The sequence below is a fragment of the Labrenzia sp. THAF82 genome (genome assembly GCF_009363435.1).
Taxonomy (GTDB): Bacteria; Pseudomonadota; Alphaproteobacteria; order Rhizobiales; family Stappiaceae; genus Roseibium; species Roseibium porphyridii.
Genome location: NZ_CP045354.1, coordinates 2,083,902 through 2,099,215, shown reverse-complemented (window position 1 = coordinate 2,099,215; position 15,314 = coordinate 2,083,902). Strand labels below are relative to the sequence as shown.

At 55.8% G+C, this 15,314-nt stretch carries 13 protein-coding genes; 10 read left to right on the top strand and 3 right to left on the bottom strand.

Annotation, left to right across the window (positions count from 1 at the left end):
* Positions 1–6: 6 nt before the first annotated feature.
* Entirely contained in the window at positions 7–654 is a 648-nt protein-coding gene (locus FIV00_RS09810; protein WP_152500580.1) for a glutathione S-transferase family protein, read from the top strand.
* A 107-nt stretch (positions 655–761) separates the two neighbouring features.
* Here FIV00_RS09810 and FIV00_RS09805 read toward each other — a convergent pair whose 3' ends face one another.
* The 3 genes from FIV00_RS09805 to FIV00_RS09795 all read right to left on the bottom strand — a co-directional run bounded on the left by FIV00_RS09805 (position 762) and on the right by FIV00_RS09795 (position 6,349).
* Positions 762–3,941: an efflux RND transporter permease subunit gene (locus FIV00_RS09805; RefSeq protein WP_152500579.1), complete on the bottom strand. Its 3,180-nt coding sequence runs from the start codon at positions 3,939–3,941 to the stop codon at positions 762–764.
* A gap of 43 nt (positions 3,942–3,984) precedes the next feature.
* Positions 3,985–5,490 (bottom strand): efflux RND transporter periplasmic adaptor subunit, encoded by a 1,506-nt coding sequence (locus FIV00_RS09800; protein ID WP_152500578.1) that lies wholly within the window; start codon positions 5,488–5,490, stop codon positions 3,985–3,987.
* Positions 5,491–5,677: 187 nt separating this feature from the next.
* A complete protein-coding gene (locus FIV00_RS09795) occupies positions 5,678–6,349 on the bottom strand; it encodes an outer membrane protein (protein ID WP_152500577.1) in 672 nt (223 codons plus the stop codon).
* Between the two features lie 376 nt (positions 6,350–6,725).
* Here FIV00_RS09795 and FIV00_RS09790 point away from each other — a divergent pair, with 376 nt between their 5' ends.
* The 9 genes from FIV00_RS09790 to FIV00_RS09750 all read left to right on the top strand — a co-directional run bounded on the left by FIV00_RS09790 (position 6,726) and on the right by FIV00_RS09750 (position 15,263).
* Positions 6,726–7,742: a calcium/sodium antiporter gene (locus FIV00_RS09790; protein ID WP_152500576.1), complete on the top strand. Its 1,017-nt coding sequence runs from the start codon at positions 6,726–6,728 to the stop codon at positions 7,740–7,742.
* A gap of 79 nt (positions 7,743–7,821) precedes the next feature.
* The gene (uvrC, locus tag FIV00_RS09785) at positions 7,822–9,795 is read left to right on the top strand and encodes an excinuclease ABC subunit UvrC (RefSeq protein WP_209006881.1); all 1,974 of its coding nucleotides are present in this window, start codon (positions 7,822–7,824) and stop codon (positions 9,793–9,795) included.
* A 170-nt stretch (positions 9,796–9,965) separates the two neighbouring features.
* On the top strand, positions 9,966–11,513 hold the full coding sequence (locus FIV00_RS09780) for a sulfotransferase (protein ID WP_152500575.1): 1,548 nt from the start codon (positions 9,966–9,968) through the stop codon (positions 11,511–11,513).
* Between the two features lie 78 nt (positions 11,514–11,591).
* The gene (locus tag FIV00_RS09775) at positions 11,592–12,701 is read left to right on the top strand and encodes an endonuclease/exonuclease/phosphatase family protein (protein WP_209006880.1); all 1,110 of its coding nucleotides are present in this window, start codon (positions 11,592–11,594) and stop codon (positions 12,699–12,701) included.
* 97 nt (positions 12,702–12,798) lie between these two features.
* A complete protein-coding gene (locus tag FIV00_RS09770; protein ID WP_152500574.1) occupies positions 12,799–13,377 on the top strand; it encodes a thymidine kinase in 579 nt (192 codons plus the stop codon).
* A 119-nt stretch (positions 13,378–13,496) separates the two neighbouring features.
* Positions 13,497–13,790 carry an HlyU family transcriptional regulator gene (locus FIV00_RS09765; RefSeq protein ID WP_152500573.1) on the top strand — a complete coding sequence of 98 codons (294 nt, stop codon included), beginning with the start codon at positions 13,497–13,499 and terminating at the stop codon, positions 13,788–13,790.
* A 129-nt stretch (positions 13,791–13,919) separates the two neighbouring features.
* The gene (pgsA, locus tag FIV00_RS09760; protein WP_152500572.1) at positions 13,920–14,492 is read left to right on the top strand and encodes a CDP-diacylglycerol--glycerol-3-phosphate 3-phosphatidyltransferase; all 573 of its coding nucleotides are present in this window, start codon (positions 13,920–13,922) and stop codon (positions 14,490–14,492) included.
* A gap of 51 nt (positions 14,493–14,543) precedes the next feature.
* Positions 14,544–14,795 (top strand): molybdopterin converting factor subunit 1, encoded by a 252-nt coding sequence (moaD, locus tag FIV00_RS09755; protein WP_152500571.1) that lies wholly within the window; start codon positions 14,544–14,546, stop codon positions 14,793–14,795.
* Between the two features lie 3 nt (positions 14,796–14,798).
* Complete coding sequence (locus FIV00_RS09750; RefSeq protein WP_152500570.1) at positions 14,799–15,263, top strand: molybdenum cofactor biosynthesis protein MoaE; 465 nt, start codon at positions 14,799–14,801, stop codon at positions 15,261–15,263.
* Positions 15,264–15,314: the final 51 nt, after the last annotated feature.

Here is a 15,314-nt window from a genome sequence, read left to right as displayed (position 1 = left end):
ACCGTCATGAAATTGCGTTCTTCACCGCCTTCACCGTTTGGCCGGAAGGTGAAACTGGCTGCGGCACTCCTTGGATTGAAGGACAAGATCCAGATGGAAGACGCAAACACCGCGGATCCATCCGACAGTCTTCGCAGCCAGAACCCACTCGGCAAGATCCCGGCACTGATCCTGGACAATGGCGATGTGCTCTATGACAGCGCTGTTATCGTGGAATTTCTCGACCACCTGGCAGGAGGCGGCAAACTGCTGCCTCAAGGCGATACCCGGTTCACCGTACTCCGCGACCAGACACTGGCTGACGGCATTATGGATGCCGCGTTGCTGAGGGTTTACGAAAAGCGCTTTAAGGATCCAAAGTACCGGGACCCTGCCTGGGACGCCTATCAGGGAGCAAAGGTCGAGCGTGGCCTGGCACATTTTGAAACCAAAACACCACCCGCCCCGTCTTCCGCAAACCATGTCACAGTTGCTGACCTGACGCTCGCCTGTGCGCTCGGATATCTCGATATGCGTTTCAACGGCGACTGGCGGTCAAGCTGTCCGAACCTGGTTGCCTGGCTAAGCGCTTTTGAAAAGGCTGTCCCTGCATTCGCAGACACGAAGCAACCCGCCTCGCCTGTTCCCGACAACGCACCGGCCCTCCTGCAATAAGAGTTGCTGGACTGGAAACAAAAAAGTTTGTTTCCAGATGCTTATCCACCCACGGGACCTGAGGCCGGTTAGGCTGTCGAACACTGCCCTATTATGCAGAGACAGACCTATGTTCCTCCGCCGGACAATGGACGTCGGCCACGGATTTTCAAAAGCCGGCGACCGCTAGAAACAGACTTGCCGAAATCGTTCTGCAAAGCCAAAAGCGTTGGCACTAGCAGGATCACGAGGAAAAGGCCGACACCGAGCCCATAGGCCAGAGTAATGACGGTCGGCTTCAGAAAGAGGGCCTGACGGCTCGTTTCGAACAGCAGTGGCGCAAGTCCGAAAACGGTGGTCGCGGTCGTCAACACGACTGCCCGCAATCGATCGCACACCCCTTGCACCAGAGCCTGCCGGAACGGATGGTTCTTGGCGTATTCATCGATTGTCGTGACAAGCACTATACTGTCATTGATGATGATGCCGGACATGCCGATGAACCCGACCACGGAGAACATCGACAGCGGCAACCCGTGCAAATAGTGACCCCAAAGCATACCGATTGCGCCGAACGGGATGATGATCATGATCATCAGCGGTCGTGTCCAGCTCTCAAAAATCCAGCAAAGCGTCAGATAAATCCCGGCCAGACAAAGCGCAAACCCCAGCACGGCATCTGACAGGAAAGACCGTTCCTGTTCAGCCAAACCGCTCATCTCGCTTTCGACATCAAAATCCGATGCGAGTTGAGGCAACAATTCGCTTTCCAGAATGCTTGTGACCCGAGCAGCAGCCTCCGGATCGTCCTCAGAAACATCGCCGGTCACTCTTAGAGTGCGCAGACCGTCGCTCCGCCGGACAGATGCAAATCCGTAGCTGCTGTCCACATTGACGATTTCACTGAGTGAGACATAGGTGCCGGAATTGGTGCGAATGCGTGTATTGTATAGAAACGACGCATCGGTCTCGTCATCGGGCATCAGTACCTTGACCTTGGCAGTTCGGCGACCGATCGGAAATTCTGCAACTTCAATGCCTTCCAGCCTATTGCGCAGCATCTGGGCAACATCATCCGTGGTGAACCCCAGCGCTTCTCCGCGCGGGGTCAGTGTCAGGCTAAGTTCGGGCTTGTCATAGGCGAGCGTATCTTCAAGTGCACTGACCCCTTCCATGGGGGCAAGCGCTTGCTTCAGGAACTCTGCTGCCGCCTTGAGGTTTTCCGTGGAAGATCCATAGAGCTTGACGTCAATCGCGTCTCCACCCGGTCCGGACCGCTCCCCTCGCAAGGCCAGCGTTTCCAGAAGCGGCGGTCGCTGGATTTCTTCACGCCAGTCTCCAATAAACTGAAACGCGGAGTACGGCCGTAGATCCGGATCCAGAAGTTCGATGGAGATCCCGCCGAGCTGATCGACGTCTTTGGAATCTGCGCCGCTCAAACCACGCCCGGCAGTCCCCCCGACCGTGGAAAGTGCGAAGACAACCGGTTCCGTTCCGTATTCTTCCTGATATCGCGTATTTACGACATCAAGTGCTCGCTCCAATTCAGCGATCATCGCCTTGGTGTCTTCCCGTTCCGTTCCGGGCATCATGGCAATGCTTGCAGACACCACAGCCCGTTCCGGCGCATTGAAGAAGCGCCACCTGACGCTTCCATCAACAAACAACGTCAGGGACAACAACAGAACCATCACAGCAAACCCGATAGCTGGGTAGCGGACCGTGATCAACCAATCGACAAAACGGCGGAACAGGTTCTCGCGAAACCAGACAAAGCCGCGGTTGAACCACCGGTTCGGCAGATCGTACCAATGGGTCTTTTTGCTGGCCGACAAGGCATGGTTCATATGAGCCGGCAGGATCAGAAAGCTCTCGACAAGGCTGGCAACCAGAACAACTGCGACCGTAAACGGAATGTCCGCAATCAAGGTACCGAACCGGCCACCGATCGCGGTCAGCCCGACAAATGCAATCAGGGTGGTGATTGACGCGCTGAATACCGGGGCTGTCATCCGGCGAGCTGCAAGACTGGCGGCTTCCGCAGGCGGATAACCGCGTCTGTGCAGTGAATCTGCGTGTTCACCGACCACAATTGCATCGTCCACGACAATGCCGAGACAGATGATCAGCGCAAAAACAGACACCATATTGAGTGTCAGGCCGAACGCATACATCAGCCCGATGGTTGCCGCCATGGCAACCGGTATGCCCGCCGCCACCCAGAACGCGGTTCGCGAAGACAGGAACAGAAACAGGAATGCAAGCACCAGGGACAAGCCAAAGATGCCGTTCTCGACCAGGATATTCATCCGGTCGATAATGTTTTGCGAACGGGTCCGGGTCAGTTGCACCTCGACACCATTGGGCAAGGTTTCCTGAAACTCCGCGGTTATTCTCTCAACATCCCGCTGAATGGAGATGGTGTCACCCTGTGCGCTTCTGTCGACACGCAGCACTACTGCCGGCATGCCCTTGTGATAGTAGGCACGGCCACTTTCCACGCCTTCCGTAACGATCTCCGCAACGGAACGCAGCTGTAGTTTTTCACCCTGCGAGGGCGCTTTCAGGACAATTTCACCGAGGTCCTGTTCGCTTCGCCGTGTCTGGCCTGTCCTGAGCCGGGCACCACCGCCGCTGACGTCGCCGGCTGGCGTCGTTTCCATTTCCGCCTCAACAACATCGGCGATCTCACGAAGGGTCATATCGTGGCGGACCAGCATGTCCTCGCCGACATTGACCCTGATAATTGGATTGGCCAGCCCCTGAATGGAGACCCGCGTTACACCCTGGCGAAAGAGAGTCGTCTGCAAATCCTCTGCGAACCGTGCCAGCTGGTCGATATCAACCGGTCCGAAAATCACAACGTCGGTCACCCTGTCGCGATAAACGCCACGGGTCACCACCGGCTCCTCGATGCCTTCGGGCAAGCTGGAACGGGCCTGGTCGACGGCGGCCTTAACATCGTCGGTCGCCTGCCCCATGTTCCAGTCGTCTTCGAATTCCAACTCGATGCTGACTGTGCCCTCACGGGCAACGGACGTTGCTTCGTCCACGCCGTTGATGGCAAGAAGCTGAGGGCCGAGTATTTCCACGACGGATTGATCGAGATCTTCCGGCCCGGCACCAGGCCAGTTGATCTCCACGTCGACTTCTTCGCGCACAAAATCTGGAAAGAACTGGGTTCTGATCTGCGTGCTGGCTGCTATCCCGGCCAAAAGCATGAGGAGAAGCAACAGGTTTGCTGCCGTCCGGTGACGCACCATGTAATCCAGAAACGACGCAAATCTCGGTCCACCGGGTGAACGCATTTCAGGTCACTCCACTCAAGTCATCGGCTCCGAAGACACGCCTTTATCCGCTGCGACCGCGCCTTTGCTCCAATCGGTCGACAAGGTCCTTTGGCACCATCGGTTGGCTCAAAAGCGCCAACAGACGGGCCTTGCGGTTCTCCGGTATGTTGGATTCGTTCAGCTGAGCAATCAGCGCTGCGCGCCGTTCCGGATCCAGGGCGACCAGATCGTCCGAGTTGCGCTCATCATTTGACGGCGACGCCTTGGCGACAGCAGGGCCTTCCGGCTGGTTTGTGCTTCCATCGGTGTCTCTTGGGGAGACCTTCAATCCGGTGCCCAATTGTGGAAGGCGCTCTGTTACATATTTTTCGCCAAACGGAACATTTGCCAACACAACATCTTCACGCATGCGACGAAGAACTTTGGCCTGAATTTCTTCAATCCTGTCGCCTTCGCCGATTATCAACAGTCTGCCATCTTCGGTCACCGCACCTGCCGGCACCACCGCTACGCGGTTCAGTTCTGGTTCCTGGATCTCGACTTTCACAAAATCACCCGGACGCAGCACGGCACCCGGCTCAATTTCAAGTGTTGCAAACAACGTCCGGCCGGCTTCCCCTTCAGAAACAACCGCAGCCGCACGGTCGATATTGCCCGGAACGACGATTGAGCGCCCACCGAGCTGCAACGTCACTGACACGGGCGCTTTGATCAGTTTGCCGCGTTCATCCAGAAGTCTTGCAAATTCGCTGGTGGAAACGGAAAACTTCACTTCCAGGGCAGTTGGATCGATCAGCACAGCAAGAGTTTCCGACGGGCTGACACGACGCCCCAGGGTCGCATCGACTTCCGACAGATAGCCATAGAAAGGCGCCGTGAGGGTCGTTTCATCCAGAACACGCTGCGCATCTTTCAGCGCAATCTGAGCCCGTTTCACAGTCAGATCCATGCGCTCGATGCGTTTGCGCGCGGTAATAACGGACTGCAGACGGTTGCTCAGCGACTGTTCAAGAGAGGCAACACCCAGCTCTTCGGTCTCAACCTGAACGGCCGTCGAATAGCCCTTGTCCTTGAGCTGCTGCTGACGCTCCAGTGCCTGTCTGCGCAGTGCAAGTTGGCGGCGTGCTGCTTCCAGCTCCTGTTCAGCGCCGACAATTGCTTCCTCAGCCTCGGCCTTCTGCGCCTCTGCGTCAGCCAGCGCGGCTTCAGCGTCCAGGAAAAGAAATTCCGCATTTGCCGGATCAATCTTGAGAAGCAACTCACCTTCGGCAACAGCAGCGCCATCGCGGAACTTGCTCGCAACGTTTACCAGGCGGCCTTCAGAACTCGCCCTTAGCTGCAGACTGCGCCAGCTTTCAACCTGGCCAAATGCAGTCGTCAACGGCGTGACGGTTTGTGGTGCGAGTTCACTCACATTGACGGAATAGATGCGCTCTCGAGCCGGTCTCTGACGGGTGGTTTCTTCCGCCGTAAGGGCATCATAAAACTGATAGGCGCCGTATCCGGCAAACCCGACCATAATCGCCATCAATGCCAGACCAATAAGCCCGCGCATCAAAAACCGCATTCATCTCTCCACCAAAAACATCGTCCCTGCCATGAATGCAGGCACGGACACTGCCGCAGCACTTAGTACAATATCAGTCTAATACCATGGTTGTGGGGCTAAATTCTGAAAAGCTTGTAACCGCTTGTAACAAAGAACCCGGCACCTTCCGGCGCCGGGTTGAATGCTGTCAATTCTGAAGCTGGGCTTAAAACTTGTAGCCCAGTCCGAGTCGGACCTGAGAATTGCTGAATTCCGAGCTGACGCCGGTGCCATTCAGATTGAAATCCTGGCTGCCGAAATCCTGATAAGAATAGTCGAGGCGCGCGCTGACATTGTTGGTAATGGCTGCTTCGCCGCCCGCACCCAGGGTCCAGCCAAGAGCCGTCTTGTTGTCGCTGTCGCCATTCCCCGAAAGCTCCAGATCGGCGATTGCCAGACCGCCGGCACCATAGACCAGATAACGATCAAAGGCATAACCGACACGGCCGCGGATGTTCGAATTCCAGCTGGACTTGGATTCCAGCGTCAGACCGCCGTTTGTACGTGAATCTTCAAGGCTTGTGAGACTGAAGTCCGCTTCGGCACCGAGGACCACATTGGGCGTGATCTGATAATTGTAGCCGGTGTAAAGACCACCGCTTATGCCATTTGCACTGGTGTCCAGGCTGGCACTACCGCTGGTGTTGTTGTCGAAGTTTCCGAAAGCCCAGCCGAGATTGCCGCCGACATAAAGCCCGGTCCAGTCGATGCTCTGCTGTGGGGCAGGAACCGCCTCGTAGGCTGGTGCCGGCGATTGCGGCAGATCCGCAGCCCAAACCGGGGCGGTTCCAGCCGTTGCGGCAGTCAGGGCCAAGCCTGCAATTGCAAGACGTTTCATTGATGGTACTCCAGATCCACATATCCATGTTTGGTGGCCAAAAACAGTCGACCACACGGAACAGAACGAGGTATTACCGCGTCCTCACTCGCCCCCTGCGGTGAGATATGGAGAGCGTTTGTGGCGGATCGGGATTGAGAATTGGGAGTTTTGATGACAAATGGAGGCAACAATCTGGCACAATGAAAGTACGGTTAACCGACTCGCAAATTGCAAGAGGGTGCCGGTAAAAATGACCTATCACTCTGTTCAAAGATCCTTGTCCACGGCTTTCCCCGCCCCAATCTATTGCGTATAAGGCGCCCAACTGTAATTGAGCGCTCCTTCCCATTTGCCGCTCTCTGATGGCACGACCGACCCGAACCGGAACCTTTAGATGCTGTTTGACTACATAAGCCTTGCAGGCGGACTTGTTGTGCTGATTATCGCCGGCGATGTCCTGGTCAGGGGGTCGGTGGGCATTGCCCAGCGGCTCGGCATCCCAAATCTGGTCATCGGTCTGACGATTGTGGCATTCGGCACCTCGGCTCCCGAGTTGGTTATTTCGCTCAAGGCTGCGCTGGAAGGTGCCGGTGGCATATCCATTGGTAACGTCGTCGGCTCCAATATCGCCAATGTGCTGCTGGTGCTCGGCATGCCTGCCCTGATTGCAGCCACCCCATGTGGCGAGTCGGGGGCCACCAGAAACGCGCTTTTCATGGTCGCCGTGACCATAGTCTTCATCACGTTCTGCTTCTTCACACCGATCGGCCTGCCGGAAGGTTTCATCCTTCTCATTCTGCTCGGTGCGTTTCTGGCAGCCTCGACAATGGTCGCCCAGCGACACCGGAAAGAACAGAAAGCCATCGCTGCAGCTGCGGCCGGTGCTGCTGTTGCGACGGATCAACCCGAAGAAGAAGACGATGCCCTCGACGATGTTGACGATGTACCGGACTCGGTCTGGATCGCCGTCATCTATATTGTCCTTGGCCTGGTTGGACTGCCACTGGGGGCACATTTCACCATCAGCGGAGCAACCAGCATCGCAAGCGCGTGGGGTGTCAGCGAAGCCGTTATTGGTCTGACGATCATCGCTCTAGGCACCTCTTTGCCCGAACTGGCCACGACTGTCATGGCCGCCATCCGGCAGCATGGCGCGGTCGCCATCGGCAACGTCATCGGCTCGAACATCTTCAACCTGCTTGCCATCATCGGTATCACTGCGGTCGTCGTGCCGATTGACGTTCCGCCTGAAGTTCTGAAACTCGACATCTGGGTCATGCTGGCCTGCGCGATACTTTTGACCGCTCTGGCCGGATTTCGGATTTGTCTTGGGAGAATATCCGGCCTCGCCATGACAGCTGCCTATGTCCTTTATATTGCGACCGTCTATATGCTGGGCCACAGCGCCTGATCATCAAACGGCTGGTTTTCCCTCTGCACATCGCGCTGTGCCCCTTTCCCCGGGGCGGCAAGACGCATAAATATCTGACATGCAGCAAGAACCTGATTCTCAATTGCCGGATGAGAAGACCGAAGGCGAGACCGAACCTTTGAAGAAGGGGGTCGACGTCATCGCGGATGAGGTAAAGCGCCTGCCAAACGGCCCTGGCGTCTATCGCATGCTGGATGAGAATGGCGAGGTTCTTTATGTCGGCAAGGCACGCAGTCTGAAGAAGCGTGTCACCAGCTATACGCGCCTGCAGGGTCAATCCAACCGGATCATGCGCATGATACTGTCGACAGCATCGATGGAATTCGTCGTGACGCAGACAGAACCTGAAGCCCTGCTGCTGGAAGCCAATCTTATCAAACGCCTTCGGCCGCGCTTCAACGTGCTGCTGCGCGACGACAAATCCTTTCCCTATATTCTGGTGACCGGTGACCACGAATCCGCGGCTATCGTCAAGCACCGCGGTGCACGCAAACGCAAGGGCGACTATTTCGGCCCTTTCGCCTCCGCCGGTGCTGTCGACCGGACCATCAATGCGCTCCAGAAAGCCTTTCTGATCCGGACCTGTTCCGACAGCTACTATGAGAACCGGACCAGACCCTGCCTGCAGTATCAGATCAAGCGCTGCGCTGGTCCCTGCACCGGCGAAATCGATCGAGAAGACTATGCGGGTCTGGTTTCTGAAGCCAAGGCCTTCCTGTCCGGTCGCAGCCAGCTCATCAAGAAACAGCTTGCCGAACAGATGGAAACCGCGTCGGCGGACCTGGAATTTGAAAGAGCTGCCATCTATAGGGATCGTCTGTCAGCGCTGTCCCATATCCAGGCGCATCAAGGCATCAATCCACAATCCGTTGAGGAAGCTGATGTCTTTGCCATCCACCAGGAGGGCGGGCAGAATTGCGTCCAGGTTTTCTTCTTTCGCACCGGCCAGAACTGGGGCAACAGAGCCTATTTCCCAAAAGCGGACAAGTCGCTGGAGGAAGCAGACATCCTGGAAAGCTTTCTTGCGCAGTTCTATGACGACAAGCCGGCACCAAAACAGATCCTCCTGTCACACAAGCTGACGGAGCAGGAACTCCTGTCTGAAGCCCTGACGGAGCGCACTGGACGCAAGGTAGAGGTCGCAACGCCCCAGCGCGGCGAAAAGAAAGAACTTGTAGACCATGCTTTGACAAATGCACGCGAGGCGCTCGGACGGCGCCTTGCTGAAACCTCAAGCCAGGCACGGCTGCTGAAGGGCGTGGCGGAAGCATTTGACCTGAAAGCGCCACCTCGCCGTATTGAAGTCTACGACAACTCTCACATCATGGGCACAAATGCGGTTGGTGGCATGATCGTTGCCGGTCTTGAAGGTTTCACGAAAGGCCAATACCGCAAATTCAACATCAAGTCCGAAGACCTGGTTCCAGGCGATGACTATGGGATGATGCGTGAAGTTCTGATGCGCCGCTTTTCGCGTCTCCTCAAGGAACATGCCCGCGAATGCGCCAAAGACGAGCAAAACACGGCGCAGAACGGTGATGCCAACGACGAAGACAGCGATGTTCCCATTGCTTCTGAAATGCCAGCCTGGCCAGATCTGGTTTTGATTGATGGTGGTCAGGGTCAACTGACGGCCGCACGGGAAACGCTGGAAGAACTCGGCCTTACCGACGTTCCGCTTGTCGGCATCGCAAAGGGACCCGACCGGGACGCAGGACGAGAGAAGTTTTTCATCCCAGGAAGGCAGTCGTTCATGCTGCCGGAGCGGGATCCGGTGCTTTACTTCGTTCAGCGTTTGCGAGACGAAGCGCACCGCTTTGCGATCGGCAGTCACCGGGCACGTCGCAAGAAAGATATCGTGAAGAACCCGCTTGACGAAATCGCCGGGATCGGCCCGACCCGAAAGAAAGCCCTTCTGACCCATTTTGGAACCGCCAAGGCCGTCTCCAAGGCCGGACTTGATGATCTGGCAGCCGTGCCGGGAATTTCCGAAGCCATGGCTCGTCTGGTCTATGACCACTTTCACGAATAGCGGCGTCAAAGAGGTCGGTTTGGTCTTGCCTCGTTTTCGCCCAGCGCGTTTCCGGCATTTTATTCCGTCAACCTAGCTGCTAGAAGCGGCTGACTTCCAAACCCGCGATACTCGGGTTCCCACGTATTTCCAAAACTGCGCAGCTATCCGCGCCAAGCCCGGAAACGAAGATGTCTCAATATACGATCGACCGCGCCTTCAAGCTGATAGACAGCCAAAAATTCGCTGAAGCGATGCCCTTGTTGATCGATCTTCACGATCAGGATCCCGCAAATGCCAGGGTCAACTATGGCCTTGGCCTGGCTTACTTGTTCTTCGGGCAGCCTGGACGCGCAGTGCCGCATCTGGCGTCCGCCGCCAAAGCCGCAAAAAAAGAAGCTGCGGTTCACACGACCCTTGCCAGTGCACTGAACCTGAACGCGCAAAGTGAGGAAGCCTTGGCTCCAGCCCGCAAGGGCGTCGCCCTAGATGGCAAGTCGGAATACACACAACGGGTCCTCGGCCAGATCTACGCCGACCTGCGCAAACCGGTCATGGCCAAACAGGCATTCGAACGGGCTTTGATCGCGGAACCAGGATCAGCCAGATCACAACTCGGCCTCTACGACGTTGAAAGAAGCCTCGGTCACACGGATGCTGCGGAAGAGTGTATTCATGCTGCCTTCGAGTTGTCACCCGACGACGCGCTTGTGCTTGTCGCTGCTGCCAATTCTTCGGACGAAAGCCTGAAGGAAAACGTCCTGACCAGGATTGAACGCATCTTGAGCACTGTACCGGAAGGTGCTGCTCACCCGGAGATCGCAAAGCTGTCCTTTGCTGCCGGTAATATCCTGAACGACCGCCAGGACGTCGAAAAGGCATTTCACTATTTCGACAATTACCGAGCAGGTCTTTACCGAGGTTATCAGCCGGAACACTACGAATGGTTCGTCAAAACCTGCAAAACGGTTTTCACCGAAGAGTTCTTCAATAGCCGCAAAGACTTTGCACTTTCCAGCGGACGACCTGTCTTTGTCGTCGGCATGCCGCAGTCCGGCGGGTCTTTGATAGAAATGGTGGTTTCCAGCCATCCTGATGTAACAGCTGCCGAAGAAGTTCAGGCTTTCCTGCAGACCATTGGAGAATTCACCAAGGGGCAACCTCACGGCCCCGCACTGTTCGATCAGGCTCTCGCTCTCGACAAGAGAACCGCGCAGCGCATCGGACGGAAATATCTGGGCAGCCTGGACAAACTGGACAAAAGGTCCAAACTGATCATCGATACCACACTGCTCAGCTTTGAGTATCTTTGGCTGCTTGCCCTGCTCTTTCCCAATGCGTCCTTCATTCACGCAACAAGATCGGCAGCAGACACCTGCTTCGATCTCTATAGGACGCCGTTACCTGCAGAGCACACTTACAATGCGGACCAGAGCTCCCTCGGGCACTATCATGGCCAGTATCTTGAATTGATGGATCATTGGCAAAACGTCCTGCCAGTGACGCTTCTGGATCAGTCTTTTGAAACTCTTGTTGCAGATCCGGAAGCCGAAAGCCGGACGCTCATCGATCATCTGGGCCTGACGTGGAATGACAGTTGCCTCGCTCCTTTTGACAAAGAAAGTCAGGAAGGTTCTGTGACCACCAGCCAGAACAAGCTGTCTATGCCTGGCACATGGAAAGACTATGGATCTCAAATTCAGCCAATGCTGAAGGCGCTTGAACATTCTTCAGCTTGAAGGGCGGCAATCAGCAGTGCATAGACAGATCGTCTGCGGTCTCTAGTATCGCCGGATGAACGCCGGAAAATTCTCCTGATGCAACAACAAAAACCAGAAATGCGCAGATCACTGACACGAGCGGGAATATCGCTGATCGGTTGGTGCGGCTTGCTTGGAGCATTGACCGTCTGCCTCATGGGGCTGTCTACATTCGTCGCGCCTGATTTCTGGTTGGCGGACAATATGAGCTTTTTCCTCACGCAATATCTGATGGCTGCGCTGGCAGGCGTGATCGGCGGGCTGCTTGGATTGTTTGTCAGCCATCGCTTCAAGCTGCTCTACAGGTTTTTCTGGCTCCTCTCATTGGCAGCCTTCGCAGCCCTGGTGGCTCAGACCTCCTCTCGCACCCAGGCAAACACGATCTCACCAACGGCCTTGGCTGATGGCAGACAGCCGCTCAAGATAATCTCGATAAATATCGAACATCTCTTTTTGGGTGACGAGGTTCTCACCACGTTTCTTGAAAGGGAAAAAGCCGACATTGTCGTAATGCAGGAAGTGCTCTGGTGGCTGCAGGAGCGCAGATGGGAGCGGCTCGGCCTTCCGATAGGCAGCACGGGCCAAAACGGATTTCCGGAACACCTGCAGATCGGAGAACTTGGCGGATTGGCAGTCTATTCCCGCTTCCCCATAGTGAAGGCCGAAACGAAAGTCATTCAAGGCAAACTGCCGGCTGGTGCAAATGTTTATTACGACGCGGACCGCGAGCTGCTTTCGTTGACGCTGGATACTGGCGGGCCCCCTCTGCAGCTGGTGGTCATACATCCTGACAGCCCGCGGACCGAACCACGGTGGCAGAACAAGCGGGACTATCTCGATGAGCTGGACAAGGTCATTGAGCGCCTGCGCAATGAAAACTCCGGACAGATCCTGGCAATCGGCGACTGGAACAGTTCGCCCTGGTCGGGCCGTTTTCAGGAAACGCTCAGCACCAATGACTTGGCGACAGCTTATCCAGGCGGCTGGCCACGAAACACCCGCTTCTTTTTCGACTATCGCCTTCACCAGATCCTCGGGGCTCCGGTCGATCAGTTTGGTGCATCTTCAGATCTCCAGATTGTCGACGTGACGCTTGGGCCGGACATCGGATCTGACCACCTTCCCCTGATTGTCGAACTTGGTCTTGTCGAGCCTGCCGCCGATTGAGCGATAAGCTGTGGCCTTTGCCTGAAAGTGTTTGAGGCTTGGCCTCCGATTGGGAACACTGCGAACGACGATCAACCCGATTCCCGATCCTTGGCTCATGGCAAAACTCTATTTCAATTATTCCTCGATGAACGCCGGCAAGTCGACAGTGCTGCTGCAGGCTGCATACAATTACGAGGAACGCGGCATGAACACGCTGCTTCTGATCGCTGCCTTCGACGACCGGGGCGGCAAAGGAAAAATAGCCTCTCGCATCGGACTTGCAGCTGAAGCTGACATTTTCTCTTCGGCTGATGATGTATTCGTCCACATTTCCAAGGCGCGGGAGGCCGGCAATCTGGATGCAGTTCTGGTAGATGAAGCGCAGTTTCTAACCGAAGAACAGGTCTGGCAACTTGCCAGGGTCGCAGATCAGCTCCGCATTCCCGTCATGTGTTTCGGTCTACGCACGGATTTTCAAGGCAAACTCTTTCCAGGCAGTGCCGCGCTTTTGGCTCTGGCGGACAATTTGAAGGAAATCAAAACAATCTGCTGGTGCGGTCGCAAGGCGACAATGGTTGCGCGCCTTGATGAAAATGGCGCGATTCTTGAAGAAGGTGATCAGGTCGTCATTGGCGGAAACGAAACCTATGTGTCCCTTTGCCGGCACCATTGGACGCAAAGGGCACTTGGCTAGTTTACGCAGAGCCTTCTGAAGCCGTGCCTCATCAGACCGACCAACGACTTCATAGAGCCCTTGCACCCCATTCCAGCGCCTCGTAAAAGGGAGGAAAGCAAGTCAGGAGTGGGCCCAAGATGCTTGGCAAAATGTTCAAATCGCTGTTCTCGTCGTCTGGCGAAGGAAAAGCGAAAAGCAGTTCAAAAGCCACCACCGTGCAGCACGATGCCTTTCGGATCATCGCTGAGCCGCAATCGAACAACGGTCAATGGCAGGTGTCCGGTCGGATTGAAAAAGACTTCGGCGAGACCACCAAGGTGCACACCTTTATCCGGGCAGACACGATGCCCGACGAAGAAGCTGCCGCCAGAGAGATGGTGCGTAAAGCCAAAATGATGATTGACCAACTAGGCGATAGCATATTCGATTGAAACCGGTAGACGGTTCCACGAGGCACTCGCGTTAGAGTAATTTTTGGGGCGTTGGGCTGAAACTCCGGACAAGGAAAATGGCAAGCGTTTTCCGATCCTGACTTCAGGCGCCCGCATCTGAAAGCCGATATGAAACGAAACGTTGTTCTGAGCCTGCCCAATCTATTGACCTATGGTCGCATTCTGGCGGTACCGGCGGTCGCGGCCTGCTTCTATTTTGAAGGCAACACGTCTCGCTGGATTGCCCTGGCTCTTTTTGTGGTTGCGGCGATTACCGATTTCTTTGACGGCTATCTTGCAAGAGCTTGGCAACAGCAGTCTGCGCTCGGCCGCATGCTTGATCCGATCGCCGATAAATTGCTGGTATCCGTTTGCCTGCTTATGCTTGCTGCAGATGGAACCATCGGTGGATGGTCACTGGTTGCAGCCATCATAATCCTGTGCAGAGAAATTTTGGTTTCCGGGCTGAGGGAGTTTCTTGCGCAGCTGCAAGTCAGCGTTCCAGTCACCCAGCTCGCGAAATGGAAGACCACGGTCCAACTGGTCGCCGTTGCGTTCTTGCTTGCTGGACCAGCAGGCGATTCCGTATTGCCGGGAACAACGTTTGTCGGCTTGATTGCGCTTTGGCTGGCTGCCACACTCACCCTATATACGGGGTATGACTATTTTCGAGCCGGGATCGGCCACCTCATTACGGAGTGACCGACAGGTCAGATCCGGAATTGTAAAAACAGCCACTTTGTCGAGGAACTAATGAACATCCGCTATTTCGCATGGGTTCGCGAACGGGTCGGCCTTGAAGAAGAAACCATCGAAGTGCCTGCCTCCGTCAAGACAGTGGCAGACCTGATCGGGCACCTGAAATCGCTGGACGAAAATCATGCCGCAGCGTTTGAAGAAGAAGACGCGATCCGTGTCGCCCTCGATCAGCTTCATGTGGAAGCCGATGCAGAACTCGGCGACGCACGGGAAGCTGCTTTTTTCCCGCCTATGACAGGCGGCTGAAGAATGAAGGTCACACCGGTCGCCCGCGTTCAGTCAGAAGATTTTGATGTGCAATTGGAATCCCGCGCTCTTGCCGAAGGACGCAAGGATGTCGGCGCACTGGTGACGTTTACCGGATTGTGCCGAGATGAAGCGGGGACGCTGAGCGCCCTCGAACTGGAACACTATCCCGGGATGGCCGAAGCGGAGCTTATGCGCATCGCTGAGCAAGCGGTGCAACGCTGGCCATTGACGGGACTGACTGTGGTTCACCGATTTGGAAAGATACCGCCAGGGGAGAACATTGTTCTCGTTGTCGCCGCCTCGGCCCATCGGCGCGCCGCCTTCGAGGCCGCCGATTTCTTGATGGATTATCTGAAGACCCGCGCGCCCTTCTGGAAAAAGGAACACTTGGTGGACGGGGACAGTGGTTCCTGGGTTGAAGCAAAATCGGGAGATGAGGACGACGCTGCACGCTGGTCTTCGTGACAAACCCCTGCTTTCGTTCTATCGCTACCACCGGCTGACAAATCCCGCTAT

Bases quoted from the DNA above. Each gene is read 5' to 3' on its own strand.
- FIV00_RS09810 (WP_152500580.1), top strand. From the start codon at position 7: ATGAAATTGCGTTCTTCACCGCCTTCACCGTTTGGCCGGAAGGTGAAA.
- FIV00_RS09805 (WP_152500579.1), bottom strand. From the start codon at position 3,941: ATGCGTTCACCCGGTGGACCGAGATTTGCGTCGTTTCTGGATTACATG.
- FIV00_RS09800 (WP_152500578.1), bottom strand. From the start codon at position 5,490: ATGCGGTTTTTGATGCGCGGGCTTATTGGTCTGGCATTGATGGCGATT.
- FIV00_RS09795 (WP_152500577.1), bottom strand. From the start codon at position 6,349: ATGAAACGTCTTGCAATTGCAGGCTTGGCCCTGACTGCCGCAACGGCT.
- FIV00_RS09790 (WP_152500576.1), top strand. From the start codon at position 6,726: ATGCTGTTTGACTACATAAGCCTTGCAGGCGGACTTGTTGTGCTGATT.
- uvrC (WP_209006881.1), top strand. From the start codon at position 7,822: ATGCAGCAAGAACCTGATTCTCAATTGCCGGATGAGAAGACCGAAGGC.
- FIV00_RS09780 (WP_152500575.1), top strand. From the start codon at position 9,966: ATGTCTCAATATACGATCGACCGCGCCTTCAAGCTGATAGACAGCCAA.
- FIV00_RS09775 (WP_209006880.1), top strand. From the start codon at position 11,592: ATGCAACAACAAAAACCAGAAATGCGCAGATCACTGACACGAGCGGGA.
- FIV00_RS09770 (WP_152500574.1), top strand. From the start codon at position 12,799: ATGGCAAAACTCTATTTCAATTATTCCTCGATGAACGCCGGCAAGTCG.
- FIV00_RS09765 (WP_152500573.1), top strand. From the start codon at position 13,497: ATGCTTGGCAAAATGTTCAAATCGCTGTTCTCGTCGTCTGGCGAAGGA.
- pgsA (WP_152500572.1), top strand. From the start codon at position 13,920: ATGAAACGAAACGTTGTTCTGAGCCTGCCCAATCTATTGACCTATGGT.
- moaD (WP_152500571.1), top strand. From the start codon at position 14,544: ATGAACATCCGCTATTTCGCATGGGTTCGCGAACGGGTCGGCCTTGAA.
- FIV00_RS09750 (WP_152500570.1), top strand. From the start codon at position 14,799: ATGAAGGTCACACCGGTCGCCCGCGTTCAGTCAGAAGATTTTGATGTG.